Source organism: Roseateles sp. GW823-FHT07B05, from assembly GCF_058794515.1.
Window position 1 is genome coordinate 367,807 of record NZ_JBXAGX010000004.1, and the last position, 17,260, is coordinate 385,066.

Annotated in this window: 11 protein-coding genes; 8 read left to right on the plus strand and 3 right to left on the minus strand. The window is 71.0% G+C overall.

From position 1 onward, the window contains the following. Positions 1 to 109: 109 nt before the first annotated feature. On the minus strand, positions 110 to 1,351 hold the full coding sequence (locus AC1Q7O_RS11965) for a glycerophosphodiester phosphodiesterase (RefSeq protein WP_492659932.1): 1,242 nt from the start codon (positions 1,349 to 1,351) through the stop codon (positions 110 to 112). Between the two features lie 215 nt (positions 1,352 to 1,566). Here AC1Q7O_RS11965 and AC1Q7O_RS11970 point away from each other — a divergent pair, with 215 nt between their 5' ends. From AC1Q7O_RS11970 to AC1Q7O_RS11985, 4 genes are all read left to right on the plus strand, one after another. Next, complete coding sequence (locus tag AC1Q7O_RS11970; RefSeq protein ID WP_492659931.1) at positions 1,567 to 2,952, plus strand: TAXI family TRAP transporter solute-binding subunit; 1,386 nt, start codon at positions 1,567 to 1,569, stop codon at positions 2,950 to 2,952. Positions 2,953 to 3,295: 343 nt separating this feature from the next. Next, entirely contained in the window at positions 3,296 to 4,270 is a 975-nt protein-coding gene (locus tag AC1Q7O_RS11975; RefSeq protein ID WP_492659930.1) for a DUF4062 domain-containing protein, read from the plus strand. Positions 4,271 to 4,414: 144 nt separating this feature from the next. Beyond that, positions 4,415 to 4,843 carry an STY0301 family protein gene (locus AC1Q7O_RS11980; RefSeq protein ID WP_492659929.1) on the plus strand — a complete coding sequence of 143 codons (429 nt, stop codon included), beginning with the start codon at positions 4,415 to 4,417 and terminating at the stop codon, positions 4,841 to 4,843. Positions 4,844 to 4,984: 141 nt separating this feature from the next. After that, on the plus strand, positions 4,985 to 6,358 hold the full coding sequence (locus AC1Q7O_RS11985) for an IS5 family transposase (RefSeq protein WP_492659928.1): 1,374 nt from the start codon (positions 4,985 to 4,987) through the stop codon (positions 6,356 to 6,358). Between the two features lie 58 nt (positions 6,359 to 6,416). Here the strand turns inward: AC1Q7O_RS11985 and AC1Q7O_RS11990 are convergent, their stop codons facing one another. Continuing rightward, positions 6,417 to 7,577: a sensor histidine kinase gene (locus tag AC1Q7O_RS11990; protein WP_492659927.1), complete on the minus strand. Its 1,161-nt coding sequence runs from the start codon at positions 7,575 to 7,577 to the stop codon at positions 6,417 to 6,419. Then, positions 7,567 to 8,874: a sigma-54-dependent transcriptional regulator gene (locus tag AC1Q7O_RS11995; protein WP_492659926.1), complete on the minus strand. Its 1,308-nt coding sequence runs from the start codon at positions 8,872 to 8,874 to the stop codon at positions 7,567 to 7,569. Before AC1Q7O_RS11995 ends, AC1Q7O_RS11990 begins: the two co-directional genes overlap by 11 nt. A gap of 155 nt (positions 8,875 to 9,029) precedes the next feature. Here AC1Q7O_RS11995 and AC1Q7O_RS12000 point away from each other — a divergent pair, with 155 nt between their 5' ends. The 4 genes from AC1Q7O_RS12000 to AC1Q7O_RS12015 all read left to right on the plus strand — a co-directional run bounded on the left by AC1Q7O_RS12000 (position 9,030) and on the right by AC1Q7O_RS12015 (position 17,259). After that, entirely contained in the window at positions 9,030 to 11,501 is a 2,472-nt protein-coding gene (locus tag AC1Q7O_RS12000; protein WP_492659925.1) for an FtsX-like permease family protein, read from the plus strand. 7 nt (positions 11,502 to 11,508) lie between these two features. Beyond that, the gene (locus AC1Q7O_RS12005; protein WP_492659924.1) at positions 11,509 to 12,771 is read left to right on the plus strand and encodes an efflux RND transporter periplasmic adaptor subunit; all 1,263 of its coding nucleotides are present in this window, start codon (positions 11,509 to 11,511) and stop codon (positions 12,769 to 12,771) included. A 3-nt stretch (positions 12,772 to 12,774) separates the two neighbouring features. Next, a complete protein-coding gene (locus tag AC1Q7O_RS12010; protein ID WP_492659923.1) occupies positions 12,775 to 13,458 on the plus strand; it encodes an ABC transporter ATP-binding protein in 684 nt (227 codons plus the stop codon). Positions 13,459 to 14,193: 735 nt separating this feature from the next. After that, complete coding sequence (locus AC1Q7O_RS12015) at positions 14,194 to 17,259, plus strand: ligand-binding sensor domain-containing diguanylate cyclase (RefSeq protein WP_492659922.1); 3,066 nt, start codon at positions 14,194 to 14,196, stop codon at positions 17,257 to 17,259. The last annotated feature ends 1 nt before the right edge of the window (position 17,260 follow it).

Here is a 17,260-nt window from a genome sequence, read left to right on the forward strand (position 1 = left end):
ATCCCCGGTGTGTAACAGCAGGCAGCCTATCACCCGCCACCGGGGTCCACCACCGAGGAAAGCCGGCATCCCTGCACGGGAGGCCGGCGTTTTTCGAGCGCTTACAAGTTCAGTCGCGATTCGCGACGCAACCGCGGCCCCGGACGAGGCAGCGGGCGTAGTCCGGGTCGTTCTTCAGCAGGAACTGCGCGCGGGCCGCGACGGCGGTGTCGGCGAAGTCCGAGAACACGCCGTCCACGCCCAGCTCGTAGAAGGCCAGGTACTCGTTGAGCGGGTTGCCCTGGTGGTCGCTGGCCAGGCGCTTCTGCTCGCTGCGGAAGGTGTAGGGGTGCACCATCAGGCCCAGCTTGTGCGCGTTGGCGACGATGTCGCTGGCCGGCAGCAGCTTGCGGTCGCGCTCGTCGACGAGGCCGTCGCCGTTGGTGTCGGCGCAGCCGCCACCGGCCGCCACCACCTTGCAGGCGCTGGACAGCAGGTACAGCTTCCAAGGGCCCACGCCGTCGGCGTAGGTGCGCACCTCGGCCAGGCCGGCGGGCGTCAGCAGGTCCTTGAACAGCCCGGCGCGGCCGGACACGACCCAGTCGTACGGCTTGTCATAGGGCTTGTTGAAGGCCAGCGAGCCGTCGGCGTTGACGTCGTCGGCATCCACCAGCTGCACCAGGCGCAGGCTGGATTTGCTGCGCAGGTACTTCAGGTTGGCCGTCTCGAACGACTGCACGATGACCGGCGCGTGGCGGTGGTTCCAGCCGGCGCGCTCCAGCACGCGCAGCAGCCGGTCTTCCAGCGCCAGGCCCAGCTGCTGGTGGTAGGTGGGGTGCTTGGTCTCGGGATAGATGCCGATGCGGCGGCCTTCCTCGGCCGACTTGCGCTTCACGAGCTGGATGACTTCCTCCAGCGTCGGGATCTCGAACTTGCCGTTGAAAGCCGCGTTGCGGTCGGCCAGCGGCTGGATGGCGCGCAGCGTCTTGATCTCGGCCAGCGTGAAGTCACTGGCGAAGAAGCCCACCTCGGCCGCGCCGTCGACGATGGCCGTGCGCTTGCGCGACGCGAACTGCGGCAGCGACGCGACGTTGGTCGTCGCGATCAGGTTGGGCTCGTGGCGGGCGATGAGGTGGCCGTCCTTCGTGGCGACAAGGTCGGGCTCCACGTAGTCGGCGCCCATCGCGATGGCCAGCGCATAGCCTTCCAGCGTGTGGTCGGGCAGGTAGCCGGCCGCGCCGCGGTGGCCGATGACCAGCGGCGCGTTGTCGCCGCGGGCGCGGCCATGGTCATGGGCGGAGGCGTGCTGGGACGTGGCCAGCGAGACGGCGGCCAGCACGCAGATGCCGGCGAGGCGGAGGGTTTTGGACATGGCGGGGGGCCGGTGAGGAAACATGCGGCGCAGGCTAGGCAGGGGCGGTGACAGCCCCGTGAACCGCCACCCCCTAACTTGCTCTTGCGCGGGCTGGCGGCCTGGCGGTGCAGGCGGGCACAGCCACCCGGCCAACAGGCCGGCAGGCCTCACTTACGATGCTTCGGCACCACGCCCCCCACTTCCTCTGGCCCTGCCCTTCGCCACGCCAAGCCATGACCCCGATCCAGCACTGGCAAGCCACCCGCAGCCTGCGCCTGCTGCTGCAGACGCTGCGCGACCTGATGGTGTCGATGGGGCCGCTGCTGCTGCTTGGCGGCGGCCTGCTGGTGGCGGCCTACTGGTGGCTGGACCCGCAGCCGCCGCGCCAGGTGCGGCTGGCCACCGGCCCGGCCGGCAGTGCCTACGCCGGCTTCGGCGAGGGCTACGCCAAGGCGCTGGCGCGCGAGCGCATCCAGGTGCAGTTGATCGCCACCGAAGGCGCGCAGGACGACCTCGCGCTGCTGCGCGCGGGTGAGGCCGACGTCGGCTTCGTGCGCGGCGGCATGGCCGACCCGGCGGCCGACACCGAGGCCGGCATCGTCTCGCTGGGCAGCCTGTTCTACGAGCCGGTCTGGATCTTCTACCGCCGCGACCTCGCCATCGCGCGCCGCCAGCCCGGTGGCGAGCTGCAGCACCTGACCCAGCTGCGTGGCCTGCGCGTCAACGTGGACCAGGACGGCAGCGGCGTGCCGCAGATCGCCGAGAAGCTGCTGGCGCTGAATGGGCTGACACCGGCGGACCTGCAGCTGTCCAACCTGGCGCCGGATGCCGCTGGCGCGGCGCTGCGGCAAGGCCGGCTGGACGCCGCCGTGCTGATCTCCGCGCCGCAGGCCGGCCTCATCCGCACGCTGCTGAGCGACCCGGCGCTGGCGCTGATGGCCTTCGAGCAGAACGAGGCCTACTCGCGCCACCTGCCCTTCCTGTCCACCGTGCGGCTGCCCCGCGGCGTGGTGGACCTGGCGGCCGACGTGCCGCCGCAGGACGTGCCGCTGCTGGCCACCACCACCGCCCTGCTCGCGCGCGAGCAGACGCACCCCGCGCTGCGCCAGCTGTTCGCGCAGGCGGCGCTGGGCCAGCACGGCGGCGCCGGGTGGTTCAACGGCGCGCGCGACTTCCCGAACACCCGTACCAGCGAGCTGCCCGTCAGCGCCGAGGGCGACCGCGCCATCAACGGCACGCCGCCGGCCTGGGCGCGCTACCTGCCCTTCTGGGCCGGCAACCTGCTGGAACGCATGTGGCTGGTGGTGGGCGGCCTGCTGGTGCTGATGCTGCCGCTGTCACGCGTGGTGCCGCCGCTCTACACCTTCCGCGTGCGCTCGCGCGTGTTCCGCTGGTATGCCCGGCTGCGCGAGGTGGAAGCCAGGCTGGAGGCCGGCGCGGCCGAGCGCGACGACCTGCTCGATGAACTGGACGAGCTGGACCGCGTCACCCACCGCATCGCGGTGCCGCTGTCCTATGCCGAGGAGCTGTACGCGCTGCGCAACAACATCCATGCGGTGCGCAAGCGGCTGCTGGCGCAGCGGGGGCGGTCGGCGGGCGGGGCGGGCGACTCGCCGTGAGCGGGTCCGGCGCGTCGATTGGATTTCGTTCGTGGGTTGATCGGGTGACCGAAGAGAACGCCCATCACTTCTGCCGATCAGATAGCTCGATTCCTAATTCATCGTCGTGGGGAGGCTTGCACCATTGCGCGGGGCTTGAACGGCTGGCAGAGTCGCACCGATGAATACTGCCTTTCGCGTTAATTCAATGACGCCTCGCACCTGCAGGCCGGTCGAATTTCTCATGGCAGACAAGGTCTTGCAGAAAACCGCGTAGGCTTGGTTGAGCAGCGGCCGGCAGAGTTCTGCGGCGCTCGTTGCTGGATAAGCCAATATTTATAACTTATTATTCGCACAGTCAATCATGAAAAAACGACTTCAGGTATTCGTGTCGTCAACGTACAAAGACTTAATCAGTGAGCGACAAGCAGCTGTTGGCGCAATACTTAAGTCAGGAAACATCCCAGCGGGCATGGAACTCTTTACCGCCGGAGACAAAAGTCAACTTCAGATTATTAAACGCTGGATTGACGAGTCAGATGTTTACATGCTTATTCTGGGCGGCCGATACGGCAGCCTTGAGCCGGAATCAGGTGTAAGTTACACAGAAATCGAGTACAACTATGCCTTGGAGTCCGGCAAACCCTTGTTTGCTGTCGTGGTCAAGGACACGGCCCTCGAAAGCAAGGTGAAAGCGCATGGAACAGCCGTCATTGAGACGGATCGCCCAGCCGAACTCAAGCTCTTCAGAGAAAAAGTTTTGAGCAACGTTTCCTCTTTCTATGAGGACGAAAAAGACATCAGGCTGTGTGTAATGGAAAGCCTACCTGACATAGCTGCAACAAGAGAGCTAACCGGATGGATATCTGGCGCAGAGGTCCCCGACACAAAAGCATTGGTTGACGAAATAACAGCGCTAAAAAACGAGTTGGCCGAATCAAAGCGGGAGTCTTCCGAATTACTTAAAAAGCTCGCAAAATTGGAGAAATCATCCAACGGGCTAGAATTCGATGAGTTGGCAAAAGTTCTTTCAGGCATCGAAATCGCAATACCACCCGAATTGGTCAACGGGGAAGAAGGCGTAACACGAACCCTAGAGAGCCTTTTTGTCGTGCTACAAGAGCTTATCGTCACAGGCGTAACTAACCAAACAGGTCAAGGGCAGCAAATATATTTTGTCTACGAGAACATTTGTCCCAAACTTCAAGTGCACGACTTGGTTAAAAACGAAAAAGTTGCGGGAGTGCGGTGGCGGCGATTCTCCATAACCCCAAAGGGGCAAGCATACTTGGCACATGTTGACCGTTTGGAGCATCTCAAGCGCACCAACAATGAATAAAGCAAGAAAGTTCTAAAGTGGGATCGTCAATGTCCCGTGTCGACATGGAATCTGCACAAGACAGAACAAGACAGGGTCAGGTCTCAAATTTAAAATCCGGGGTTTCAAGCAATTGACCTGACGGCAGGCTGCGAAATGCAATGCTTGAGAAAACTCAACAAATCCCATCTTTTCAGACAGGCTCTGCTGACCCTTTCGGGGTGCATGTTTGAAATTTGTCAGGCCGCGCCGCTGCCAGAATGCCCGCCAACCCTCGCGATATCGCAGGCGGCGCAGGCAGCGCCTGATGGCTGGGAGCCCGTGCCCTATTCAGGCGCGCAAAGACTCTCGCGCATCACCTTCAAGCTACGCGCCGACCCGGGTGAACTTCGCCCCGACGGGGAGAGAACCAAGTCCGGAAAGAAGGTGCTGACCTGGCACGTGGAGGGTTTGAAGGGGCTTGAGCAGATATGTGTCTACTCGGGAACGCTGGCCCGTCTGTCACGTCCGGTGGCGGGTACGGTCAGTCGCTGTGAGGTACACGAGGAAAAACTCGCCAGCGGCGCCGTCCAGATGACGGGCGAATGCCGCTGATCAGCGGATGCTCTTGAGTCGGCCCTGAAGAACCTCTACAACCCGCATGAACACTGGCTTTGCGGGCGATTGCCGATGGTAGAGATTGCAAGATTGCGGCCCAATGGATATCGATTCCTTGCAAACTGAATCGAGGTTGGAATGGGCCCGAAGCCGGTGGATGAGCGCAGCGACCATGACCTGTTCCGCACGGAGTTGGTCAACCTGATCGACCAGCGCCACGAGTTGGCCAAGCTGGCCGACCTGATCGACTGGCCCGCCTTTGCGCAGCAGTGGGGGGCGCAGTTCGAGTCCACGACCGGCCGCCCGGCATTGCCAACCCGGCTGATGGCGGCGCTCCTCTACCTCAAGCACCTGTACGCGCTCAGCGACGAGGACGTCGTCGAGCGCTGGGTCGAGAACCCCTACTGGCAGCACTTCAGCGGCGAGCGCTACTTCCGCCACGAACTGCCGTGCGATCCGTCCAGCCTCGTGCGCTGGCGCAAGCGCATCGGCGAGGCCGGCTGCGAATGGCTGCTGGCCCACAGCATCGAGGCGGCCCGCCGTGCCGGCGTGATCAAGCGCAGCAGCCTGCAGACGGTGGTGCTGGACACGACGGTGCAACCCAAGGCGATCGCGCACCCGACTGACAGCCGCTTGCTCAACCGTGCCCGCGAGCAGTTGGTGAGCGCCGCGCAGAAGGCGGGCATCGCGCTGCGCCAGAGCTATGCGCGGGTCGGCAAAGCCGCCGAGACACAGGCCGGCCGCTACGCGCACGCCAAGCAGTTCAACCGCATGCGTCGCGAGATCAGGAAGCTGCGCACCTGGCTGGGCCGGGTCATCCGGGACGTGCAGCGCAAGGGCGGTGAGGCGACGGGGCCACTCAAGGACAAGCTCGACATCGCCCAGCGGCTGCACGTCCAGCAGCGCGACAGCAAGAACAAGCTCTACGCCCTGCACGCGCCGGAAGTGGAGTGCCTGGCCAAGGGCAAGGCCAGGACGCCCTACGAGTTCGGCGTGAAGGTGTCGGTGGCCGTCACGGCCAAAGAGGGGTTGGTGGTGGGCATGCGCTCCATGCCCGGCAACCCGTACGACGGCCACACAGTGGACAGCCAGCTCGAACAGGTCGAGATCCTGACCGGCGAGGCACCCAAGATCGCACTGGCCGACCGCGGCTACCGCGGCGTCGAGCCCACGAGCGGCGCGCGGCTGCTGATCAGTCACACGCGGCGACTGACCAAGCGGCTGAAGAAGCTGCTCAAGCGGCGTCAGGTGGTCGAGCCCATGATCGGGCATATGAAGGCCGACGGGCTGCTGGGCAGGAACTGGCTCAGAGGCACGGATGGCGACGCGTTGCATGCGCTGCTGTGCGGAGCGGGGCACAACCTGCGCATGATCCTGCGGCACCTGCGGGTGCTTTATTGCGCCCTGTTGGTGCTGATCGCGATGGCGGCCACGCTGGCCTTGCGTATGACCGCCCCGACATCACTGCTCAACACCTTGACCGCACGGCGCGTCGTGCCGAATCAGGGCTGAAAACGAGTTGTTCAGGGCCGACTCTTGAGGTCGGCGTCCGCCAGCAGGGACGACTCCCTCAAAACGTCACCACAAAACACGCCCCACCCCCCGGCCTTTTGGCGTGGCGCACCGTGCCGCCCAGGCCATGCACCAGTTGCCGCACGACGGCCAGGCCGACGCCGCTGCCGCCGTCGCGGGTCGTGAAGAAGGGCGTGAAGATGCGCTGCTCCAGCCCCGGCGGCACGCCCGGGCCGTTGTCGGCCACGGTCAGTCGCAGCCGGGCGCCACGGCTCAGCCGGGCTTCGATGAGCAGCTGAGGTGACGGGCGGCCGGCGCAGGCCTGCAGCGCGTTCTGCGCCAGGTTGATGAGCACCTGTTCCAGCTGCGCGGCGTCGGTGCGCAGCGCCAGCGTCTCGGGCGCCACGCTCAGCGCCACTGAACCGCCGGCGGCCTCCCACGCGGGGGCCACCAGCCGCTGCACGGCCCGCAACAGCGGCGCCAGCGGCGTGTCGGCCAGCGTGGGCGCGGGCGGCTGGCTGACGCTGCGGTAGCGCTCCACGAAGCCCTGCAGGTGCGCCGCGCGCCGGGCCAGCGCCGCGAGGGCTGCCTGCAGCTCGTCCACCTCGCCGGCATCCAGCAGCGCAGGGGCGCTGCCGGCCAGTGACGCGATGGGCGTCAGCGAGTTCATGATCTCGTGCGTCAGCACCTGCACCAGCTGCCGCCAGGCGCCCAGGGCTTCGGTTTCCAGCTCGGACTCGATGGGCGCCAGCGCCGCCAGCCGCCACGCCTCGCCCTGCACGGTCAGCGCCGACACGGCCAGCACCGCGCGCTCCTGGCCGTGCTCGGTCGGCAGCGTGACGACGCGCCGGCCCGGGTCGGCATCCAGCAGCGCCAGCAGCGCGGCGGGTTCTACGGCCCGGCCGGGTGCGATGAGGCGGCGCGCGGCGGCGTTCAGCGCCAGCGGTGCGTGGCCGGCGGTCAGCCGCCACAGCGCCAGCGGCGCGTGCTCCAGCGCGGCGTCCAGGTCGGGCCGGGGTGCGGGTGGCGGCTCGGGCGGCAGTGGCCGCGGCTGATGGGCCAGCCGCGCCAGCGCCGCCCAGCCGGTCGCTGCCGCGATGAGGCCGGCCAGCGCGCAGGCGACGAGCACGCGCGGCGAGTCCAGCGCGGTGGCGGCACCGGCCGAACTCGCCGCCAGCACGACGGCGGCGCCGGCGACGCGGGCGCGTTCAAAGGCCATGCTTGTCCAGCTTGCGGTACAGCGCCGCGCGGCTCACGCCCAGCAGCTTGGCGGCCTGGCTGATGTTGCCGTCGGCCTGGGCCAGCGCGGCCTGCACGGCCTCGCGCTCGCGTTGCTGCAGGTCCAGGCCCGGCGCGGTCTCGGGCGCGGGCGGTGCGATGTGGGCGAGCCCGAAGTCGGCCCAGGTGAACACCGGCCCGCGGACCAGCAGCGCGGCGCGTTCGCAGGCCTGGCGCAGCTGCCGCACGTTGCCGGGCCAGCCGTAGGCCGTCAGCTGCGCCAGCGCGTCGGGCGTCACCTCCACGGGCCGCTGCGCGAACTGCGCGAGGTAGTGGCGCAGCAGCAAGGCGACGTCGGCCGCGCCGCGCTCGCGCAGCGGCGGCACGCGTAGCACGACGGTGTTCAGCCGGTACAGCAGGTCGGGCCGGAAGCGCCGCGCGTCAAACAGCTCGGCCTCGGCCACGTTGGTGGCGGCCAGCACGCGCACGTCCACCGGCACGGGTCGGTCGCTGCCCAGCGGCGTCACCTCGCGGCGCTCCAGCGCGGCCAGCAGCTTGGCCTGCTGCGGCAGCGGCAGGTTGCCGATCTCGTCCAGGAACAGCGTGCCGCCCGCGGCGGCGACGAAGCGCCCGGGGCGCGACTCGCGCGCGTCGGTGAAGCTGCCGCGCCGGTGGCCGAACAGCTCGCTCTCCACCAGCGCCTCGGGCAGCGCGCCCATGTCCACGGCCAGCAGCGGGCCGGCGGCGCGCGGTGAGGCGGCATGCAGCGCGCGTGCCACCAGCTCCTTGCCCACGCCGTTCTCGCCCAGGATCAGCACGCTGGCCTCGCTGGCGCCCACCTGCGCGATCTGCGCACGCAGCGACTGCATGGCGGCTGACTCGCCCAGAAGCTCCCCCGCACCGCCCGGCGCGGGACCCCGGCGGGCCAGCGCCGCCTGCACGCAGGCGACGAGCCGCTCGTTGGCCCAGGGCTTGGTGAGGAAGTCCACCGCGCCGCCCTTGAGCGCCTGCACGGCCAGCTCCACCTCGGCGTAGGCGGTCATCACGATGACCGCGGGCGCCGCAGCCTGGCCTTGCCGGGCCATCACGTCGCGCAGCAGCGCCAGGCCGGCCGCACCGTCGCTGGCACCGGGCGTGAAGTTCATGTCCAGCAGCAGCACGTCGGGGGCGATGTCGTCCAGCGCGGCCGGCAGCTCGGCCGGCGCATGGCGCACGGCCACCGGCCCCAGCTTGCGCAGCGCCAGCCGGGCGGCCAGCGCCACGTCGGGGTCGTCGTCGAGGATGAGGATGCCGGGCATGAGAGCGCGCGACTGTAGGCGGCGCGTGCCTGCCCCGGCAAGGCGGTGTTCGGAAGCGGACAGTGCGGGTGTCCGCAAGCGGACGTTTCACGGCCCGCCCCGGCCCCGCTCCCCAGGGCGGGCGCGCTGGCCCGGCTCTTGCAAAAAGGCAGGCCATGACCGCCTTCTCCCCCTCCCTCACCTGGCGCAGCGCCTGGCGCCAGCTGCGCGCCGAACCCGGCCCCGCCGCCCTCGTCATCGTCGGCCTCGCGCTGGGCCTGGCGCTGGCGCTGCTGACGGCCAGCTTCCTGCAGGACGTGCTGCGGCCCGACGGCGAGCTGCCCGAGGGCGACCGGCTCGTCAGCTTCGAGTTCCGCGCGCGCGGGCCCGGCGGCATCACGACCGAGTGGTTCGACAACGTGCCCACCGTGCCGCTGTACGCCGGTCTGCGCGACGCGGGCGCACCGGTGGCCGAGATGAGCCGGCTGCTGTTCACGCAGCTGCCGGCCCAGGCCGTTGATGCGAAGCAGCCGCGCGGCGCGCGCCTGTCCATCGCGCTGGCCGACGCCGACCTGCAGGCGCTGTTCGGCCTGCGCTCGCTCGCGGGCGACCTGACCGCCGCGCTGTCCACGCCCGAGGGCATCGCGCTGACGGCGCAGGCAGCCGAGAAACTCTTCGGCACGGCGCAGGCGCTGGGCCGCACGTTCACGGTCTCGCTGCCGCCGTTGCCCGACGGCACGCCGGGCGGCCAGTTCCCGCTGACCGTGAAGGCCGTGCTGCCCAACCCCAACCCGAACGGCACGCTGGTGTTCGACGCGTTGGCCGGCTTCAACGCGCCGGCCGCCAAGGTCTACCTGAAGCTGTCGGACAACTGGTACCAGACCAGCGGCCGGCTGTTCGCCCGTCTGCAGCCCGGTGCCGCGCCCGCGCAGCTGACGGCGCTGGCGCAGCGCCTGGCCGAGCAGCAGCCGCTGCCGCCGGGCTTCCCGATGGACTTCCTGAAGGGCGGCGGCCCGGCCGCCTACCTGCGCGCGTTGCCAGTGGCCGACATCGGCCTGCACGGCGCCGGCAGCCCGCAGCGCCGGCTGCAGCTGGGCGGCCTCGCAGCGGCCGCCGCCGCCGTGCTGGCGCTGGCCATCATCAACTTCGTCAACCTGTGGAGCGTGCGGACGCTGCGCCGCCAGCGCGAGATCGGGCTGCGCAAGTCGCTGGGCGCGGGCGGGCGGCAGCTGGCCGCGCAGTTCTTCGCCGAGGCCGCCGTCGTGGCCGTGCTGGCCGGCGCGCTTGGCCTCCTTTTGGCCTGGTGGGGTACGCCGTGGGCCGAGGCACTGCTGCGGCGCCGCTTCCACGCGCCGGTGGTGAGCGCCGCGATGGTGGCGCTGACGGCGGGGCTGTGCGCGGCCATCGCGGCCCTCAGCGCGCTGCCACTGACGAGCATCGCGCTGCGCGTGCGGCCGGCCGAGTCGCTGGCCGGGCGCAGCCACAGCGAGGGCGCGGCCAGCCGCTGGCTGCGCCGGTTCATGACGACGCTGCAGTTCGCTGCCGCCGCGCTGTTCGCCGCACTGGCGCTGACGGTGCTGTGGCAGGCCCGGTACGCCGGCAGCATCCCGCGCGGCTTCGACATCGACGGCCGCGTGGCCGTGGACCTGCCGTGGTGGTCGCAGCCGGCGCAGACGGCCTCGCTGATCGAGCAGGTGCGGCGCTGGCCCGAGGTCATTGCCGCCGCGGTGGCCGACGACGTGCCGGGGCGCGACTTCTCCAGCTGGTACGGCGAGTTCCGCGGCCCCGACGGCCGCTCGGTGAGCCTGCGCACCGGCGTGGACTTCACGCCGGGCTACCTGCAGGTGTACGGCATGCGCGTCATCGCCGGCCGGCTGTCGGCCGACCATGTGGCCGAGAAGGCGCAGCGAGGCCTCGTGCTGGACCGCAGCGCGGTGCGCGCGCTGGGCTTCGCCAGCCCCGAGGCCGCGGTGGGCCGCACGCTGGGCACGCCGGCCAACATCGACGACGGCCAGCCGGCCACCATCGTCGCGGTCATCGACGACATCCGGCTGGAAGGCCCGCGCAGCCCGCCGCAGCCGCACGCCATCCGGCCCGTGGTGGAGCGCGGCGACGGTGCCATCAGTGTGCACACGCGCGACCCGCGCGCCACCGCGTCCAAGCTCGCGGCGCTGGTGCGCGAGCGCTTCCCCGACACGCTGAACGAGGCGCTGCCCGTGCGCGACATGCTGCTGCAGAAGGTGGCCGACGACGCGCGGCTGGGCCGGCTCATCGGCCTGGCCGGCCTGCTGGCCCTGGGCCTGGCGGCCGTAGGCATCTACGCGCTGGCGGCCTACACGCTGCGCCGGCGCGAGCGCGAGATCGTGCTGCGCAAGCTGCACGGCGCGGGTGCCGGCGCGGTGGCGGGCCTGCTGCTGCGTGAGTTTGCCGGCGTGCTGGCGGTGGCCTGCGCGCTGGCGCTGCCGGTGGCGGCGTGGCTGAGCCAGCGGTATCTCGCGGACTTCGTCGAGCGGGCGCCGGTGGGGCCGGGCTCGCTGTGGGTGCTGCTGGCATCGGTGGCGCTGCTGGCGTTGGTGACCGCGTTGGCTGTGGCCCGGCACCTGCACGCAGCGCTGGCGTTGCGGCCGCTGCAGGCTCTTCGTGGATGACGGGCGGATGAGCGCGGTCCTGACCTCCGGCGCCGCGATGGACCGCCGTGTGGCGGTGCCGCGCCGCTGGGGCCTGACCGTGCTGGCCACGCTGGCGGTGCTGGCCGTGGCCGCGCTGCTGGCGCACCACTGGCCGCGTGGCGTGGTGGTGGCGCGCAGCAGCGTGGAGATTGCTGCAGCGAAGCCGGGCGCCTTCCGCGACGTCATCGTCGGCCGCGCCACCGCGCAGCCGCTGCAGTCCGTGCTGCTGGACGCGACCGAGGACGGCCGCGTGGAGCAGGTGCTGGTGAAAGACGGCGAGCGCGTCGAGGCCGGGCAGCTGCTGGTGGTGCTGAGCAGTACGCAGCGGGCGCAGGAGCTGATGGCGCGCTCCGCCGATGCGGCGCAGCAGATGGCCAACCTCGCCACCTTTCGCGCCGGCTTCATGCAGGCCCAAGCCCAGTTGCGCCGCGAACTGACGCAGGCGGAGTTCGAGCTGGAGCGCGTGCGCCGCCTGCACGAGCGCAACCGCGAGCTGGCGGCCATGGGCTTCCTGTCGCCGTCGGCGCTGGAGGACTCGGCCGACAAGCTGGCGCTTGCCCAGCGCCTGGTCACACAGGCCCGCGTGGACAGCCGCGAGGAACTGGCCACGCGCGAGCAGTCCGTGCAGGCCATGCAGCGCGCGGTCACCGACATCGACAGGCGACTGGCCGCCATGCGCACCGCCAGCGAAGGCCTGGCCGTGCGCGCGCCGGTGGCGGGCCGTCTGACCGGCCTCACGCTGCAGGTGGGCGAGAGCGTGCGCAGCGGCCTGCGCATCGCGCGGCTGGACAGCCTGGGCCGCTTCAAGCTCAGCGTGAGGCTGGACGAATTCCATCTCGCCCGCGTGCGCGAAGGCCTGCCCGGCACGCTGGCCCACGGCGGCCGCGAGCACGCGCTGCACGTGGCCCGCATCGACCCGCAGGTCAAGGACGGGCGCTTCAGCGTCGAGCTGGTGTTCGACGCCGACCCGCCCGCGCTGCAGGTGGGCCAGGGCCTGGACGTGCGGCTGACGCTGGGCGAGCCCACCCAGGCGCTGCTGCTGCCCGACAGCGGCTTCTTCGCCGACACCGGCGGCGCCTGGGCCTTTGTGCTGGACGCCGACGGCCGCCACGCCCAGCGCCGCGCGCTGCAGCTGGGCCGGCGCGCCGACGGCGTCATTGAAGTGCTGGGCGGCCTGCAGCCCGGCGAGCAAGTCGTCGTCTCCCCGTACCGCGCGTTCGCCGCGGCCTCTTCCCTCCAGATCGATTGAGCCATGTTCCAACTCAAGCACCTCACCAAGACCTTCCACACCGGCGACATCGAGACCACGGCGCTGGACCGCATCGACCTCGACATCGAGGCTGGGGAGTACCTCGCCATCACGGGGCCCTCGGGCTGCGGCAAGTCCACGCTGCTGGGCATCCTCGGGCTGCTGGACGCGCCGAGCGGCGGCGAGTACTGGTTCGACGGCCACAACGTGGCCGGGTGGAACGAGAAGCGGCTCAACACGCTGCGCCGGGGCCGCATCGGCTTCGTGTTCCAGAGCTTCAACCTCATCGACGACCTGACGGTGGCCGAGAACATCGCGCTGGCGTTGGAGTACGGCGAGCTGCCGGCCCGCGAGCGCCGCGCGCGCGTGGCAGAGGTGATGGAGCGGCTGGGCATCGCCCACCGCGCCGGGCACCGGCCCAGCCAGCTGAGCGGTGGTCAGCAGCAGCGCGTCGCCATTGCGCGGGCCATTGCGGCTCGGCCGGCTTTGTTGCTCGCCGACGAGCCGACCGGCAACCTGGACAGCGCCCACGGCGCGGAGGTCATGCGGATCCTGCGTGAGCTGAATGCGGAGGGCACGACGCTGGTCATGGTGACGCACTCACTGGAGCACGCGGCGCAGGCGTCGCGGACGTTGCGGTTGCTGGATGGGCGGGTGGTGGTGGATGCGGTGGCAGCGGTGGTGTGAGTTGAGCGAGTTTGGCTTGGCGCCACGGCCCATGCCGGGACGTCGCCCCGGCGGGCGACCTTCTTTTTGAGCGACCAAAAAGAAGGCAAAAAGTCGCCCCTGACCGCGACGCCCTCCGCTGCGCTGCGGGTCCCCTGCGGTGCTCGCAGCTTGCAACCCCGCGCAGAAGTCCCTTCGCTACGCTCCGGTCAGACAGCTGCGCGGAGTCAGTGCTTGAGGCGCGCTGCGCGCGCGGTTGCAAGCCGCTCCGCTCCTCGGCGTCGCTAAAAGGTGGGTGAGGGAACAGCCAACAGCCAAACCCGCCAGTCGGCTGGTGCCGGCTGTTTGTCTGCCCCCTTGAGCACCGCCGAGGAACGCCAGCCCCGAAGCCCGCGAGCGCAGCTCGCCTCAAGCACTGACTCACGACGACTGTTCGAGCAGAGCGTAGCGGCGCGAGTTCGGCGTGGGGCTTCGGGGCTTGTGTTGCTCGGGCACCCGAGCGAAGCGAGGGCGGTGCGGTCGGGGGGAGCTCTTTGCCTACTTTCTGGCGGCCCAGAAAGTAGGTCGCCCGCCGGGGCGAAATCCCGGCACCACCCTGGCCTGAAACGCGCAGCCGCAATAGCAGTCCAGCCAACACGCATTTCCCCGTTCTGCGGGAATTTGCAACGCTCCCGCAACGCCCGATGCGCCCGCTGCTAGGCCCCTGACGCCTGCGCGGCAGCGTCCCAGGGGCGGGCGCATTTACGATGCGCGCCCATGCACCCCCTAGTTCGTAGTCTTGCCGGCCTGCTGGCGGCGTTGGCCGTGGGCGTTGCCCGGGCCGATGCCGGCGCCGGGCCGCTGGAGGTGCAGTTCCGCAGCGTCACGGTGCCGCAAAGCTCGGTGCCCGCCATCGCGCAGGACCGCGCGGGGCTGATGTGGATCGCCACCGCGAAGGGCCTGACCCGCTATGACGGCTACCGGCTGCGCCCCATCGAGCTGCCCGCCGACGGCAGCACGCGGCGCGGCCTGGGCTGGGTGCGCGCGATGGCACCTGCGGCCGATGGCCGCATGTGGATAGGCACCGAGTTCCTCGGCCTGGTGGCCTACGACCCCGCGCAGGACCGCGTGGAACGCCACGCGCCGGGCGCGCCGCAGGCGCCCATCCGCGCCGTGACCGAGGGCCGCGACGGCGCCGTCTGGGTGGGCACCGTGGGCCAGGGCCTGTACCGCTACGACCCGCGCAGCCGGCGCGTCGAGCCGCAGACATTGCCGTGGCGAGACGAGGCCGAGACCCGCGTGCTGGCACTGTGCGCGGCACGCGACGGCACCGTGTGGGCCGGCCACTGGCGCGGCCTTGCCCGCCGCGGCGCGGACGGCCGCTGGTACAACCAGCCCTTGCCGGGCCTGGACGACGGCAACCCGGTGCAGGCGCTGCTGGAAGGCCGCGACGGGCGTCTGTGGCTGGGCACGCAGGACGGCCACCTGGGCGTCGTCGGGCCCGGCGGCGTGCGCTGGGTGCAGGCGCTGGGCCTGCCCGTGCAGGCGCTTGCGGAAGGCGCCGACGGCCGGCTGTGGGTGGGCAGCAAGAACGGCGTGTACTGGGTGGACGCCGCCAGCGGCGCCATCCAGGCGCGGCTGCGCCAGGACCCGCGGCGCGTGATGGGCCTGGGCGGCAACGACATCAGCGGCCTGCTGCGCGACGCCAGCGGCGCGATGTGGGTCAGCGGCTACGGGCTGGGCGTGCAGCGCCACCTGCACCACCCGGCGCTGGCCGTGCGTGGGCCGGATGCCGATCCCGCCGGCCCGCTGGCCGAGGCCGACGTGCGCGCCGTGCTGGCGCTGAAGAGCGGCGAGGTGCTGGGCGCCACGCAGCTGGGCCAGGTGGTGCGGCTGGACGGCCGCAGCGGCGGTGATCTGGCCACGCTGGGCACCTGGCCGCGCGAGCGGCACACGGTGGTCGAGATCATGGCCGAGGCCGGCGACGGCAGCCTGTGGATGGCCGCGGCCGGCCGGCTGGAGCACCGCGCCGCCGACGGCCGGCTGCTGCGCGACTGGGCGCTGGACGGCGGTCGCGCCCAGCAGCTGCTGCTGCGCCGCGACGGCAGCGTCTGGCTGGGCATGCAGGAAGGCCTGTACCGGCTGGCCGGCGCGGAGGCCGCGGGTCTGGCGCGGGTGCACCCCGTCGGCGACGCGCGGCTGCATGGCGGCGTCTACGTGCTGCGCGAGGCACCCGACGGCCGGCTGTGGGTGGGCGGGCAGGGCGGGCTGATGCGTGAACGCGAGGCCGGTGACGGCGCACTGCAGCCCGTGCCGCAGGCGCCGGGCGAGACGCTGGGCAGCCCCGCCGTCATGGCGCTGCTGTGGACACGCGACGGCCGGTTGTGGGTGGACACCACCGCCGCCGGCCTGCACCGGCTGCGCGGCTGGGACGCCCAGGGCCGCGCGCGCTTCGAGCGCATCAGCGAGCGGCTGGGCGTGGAGGGCGTGTTCGGCGGCCACCTGCACGAGGACGCGCAGGGCCGCATCTGGAGCCAGCAGTACGTCTACGACCCCGCCACCGACCGGCTCGACGGCTTCGGCGGCGCCGAGGGCGCCAACTTCGGCAGCTTCTGGTTCTTCGCAAGCGCCGAGCTGCCCGGTGGCGGCCTGCTGTTCGGCGGCAGCCGCGGCCTGTTGCGCGTGCTGCCCCAGGCCTGGCAGCCCGAGCGGCTGAGCCCGCCGCTGGTCGTCAGCGGGTTGCGCGTGAACGGCCAGCCGTGGGCGCCGCCCGCCGGCGAGCTGGTGCTGCCGCCGGGCAAGCGCACGCTGTCCGTCGAGTTCGCCGCGCTGGACTACGCCGACCCCGCACGGCTGCGCTACGAATACCGGCTGCAGGGCCTGGACGACGACTGGACCCGCGTCGACGCCGCCGGCCGCAACCCCAGCTTCGGGCCGCTGCGGCCCGGCCGCTACACGCTGCAGGTGCGCGCGACGGCGCACCACGCGCTGTGGGGCGGCGAGATGCTGCAGCTGCCCGTGGCGCTGCAGCCGGCCTGGTGGGAGACCGGCACGGCCCGCGCCGCCGGCTTGCTGGCCGTGCTGATGGGCATCTGGGCCTGGGTGCGCTGGCGCACCCGCCAGCTGCGACACAAGGAGGCCGTGCTGAAGGCGCTGGTGGACGAGCGCACCGCCGAGCTGCGCGAGCTGAGCCTCACCGACGCGCTGACCGGCCTGCGCAACCGCCGTTACCTGGAGCTGCGCCGCGACGACGACCTGGCGCTGTGCCTGCGCCGCTTCGAGACGCCCGACGACGCCGGCCCCGGCCCGGACGCCGACCTGCTGCTGATGCTGCTGGACCTGGACCACTTCAAGCGCATCAACGACACGCATGGCCACGCGGCCGGCGACGCGGTGCTGGTGCAGCTGGCGCAGCGGCTGCGTGGCGTGTTCCGCGAGACCGATTCGCTGGTGCGCTGGGGCGGTGAGGAGGTGCTGGTGCTGGCCCGCGAGACCGAGCGGCGCGACGCCGCCGAGCTGGCCGCGCGCGTGTGCGCCGCCGTGCGCGAGCGGCCGTTCGACATCGGCCCCGGCGAGACCGTGCATGTCAGCGTGTCCATCGGCTTCTGCGCCTTCCCGCTGGACCCGCGCCACCCGCGGCTGTGGGACTGGCGCGCCTGCCTGGGCCTGGCGGACTCGGCGCTGTACGCCGCCAAGACCCAGGGCCGCGACGGCTACGTGGGCGCCGTCCGCGCCAATGGCCTGAGCCCGCGCGACGCGCCCGACGGCCTGGCCGCGTGGCGGGCCGAGAAGCGGCTGGAGGTGGCCACCAGCGTCGACGACGACGCGCTCAGCCCGGCCTGAG

What these genes read in the sequence shown, in the direction of transcription:
- AC1Q7O_RS11970 (WP_492659931.1), top strand. Translation starts at nt 1,567, where the DNA reads ATGACCCCGATCCAGCACTGGCAAGCCACCCGCAGCCTGCGCCTGCTG.
- AC1Q7O_RS11965 (WP_492659932.1), bottom strand. Translation starts at nt 1,351, where the DNA reads ATGTCCAAAACCCTCCGCCTCGCCGGCATCTGCGTGCTGGCCGCCGTC.
- AC1Q7O_RS12005 (WP_492659924.1), top strand. Translation starts at nt 11,509, where the DNA reads ATGAGCGCGGTCCTGACCTCCGGCGCCGCGATGGACCGCCGTGTGGCG.
- AC1Q7O_RS11990 (WP_492659927.1), bottom strand. Translation starts at nt 7,577, where the DNA reads ATGGCCTTTGAACGCGCCCGCGTCGCCGGCGCCGCCGTCGTGCTGGCG.
- AC1Q7O_RS11985 (WP_492659928.1), top strand. Translation starts at nt 4,985, where the DNA reads ATGGGCCCGAAGCCGGTGGATGAGCGCAGCGACCATGACCTGTTCCGC.
- AC1Q7O_RS12000 (WP_492659925.1), top strand. Translation starts at nt 9,030, where the DNA reads ATGACCGCCTTCTCCCCCTCCCTCACCTGGCGCAGCGCCTGGCGCCAG.
- AC1Q7O_RS12010 (WP_492659923.1), top strand. Translation starts at nt 12,775, where the DNA reads ATGTTCCAACTCAAGCACCTCACCAAGACCTTCCACACCGGCGACATC.
- AC1Q7O_RS11975 (WP_492659930.1), top strand. Translation starts at nt 3,296, where the DNA reads ATGAAAAAACGACTTCAGGTATTCGTGTCGTCAACGTACAAAGACTTA.
- AC1Q7O_RS11995 (WP_492659926.1), bottom strand. Translation starts at nt 8,874, where the DNA reads ATGCCCGGCATCCTCATCCTCGACGACGACCCCGACGTGGCGCTGGCC.
- AC1Q7O_RS12015 (WP_492659922.1), top strand. Translation starts at nt 14,194, where the DNA reads ATGCACCCCCTAGTTCGTAGTCTTGCCGGCCTGCTGGCGGCGTTGGCC.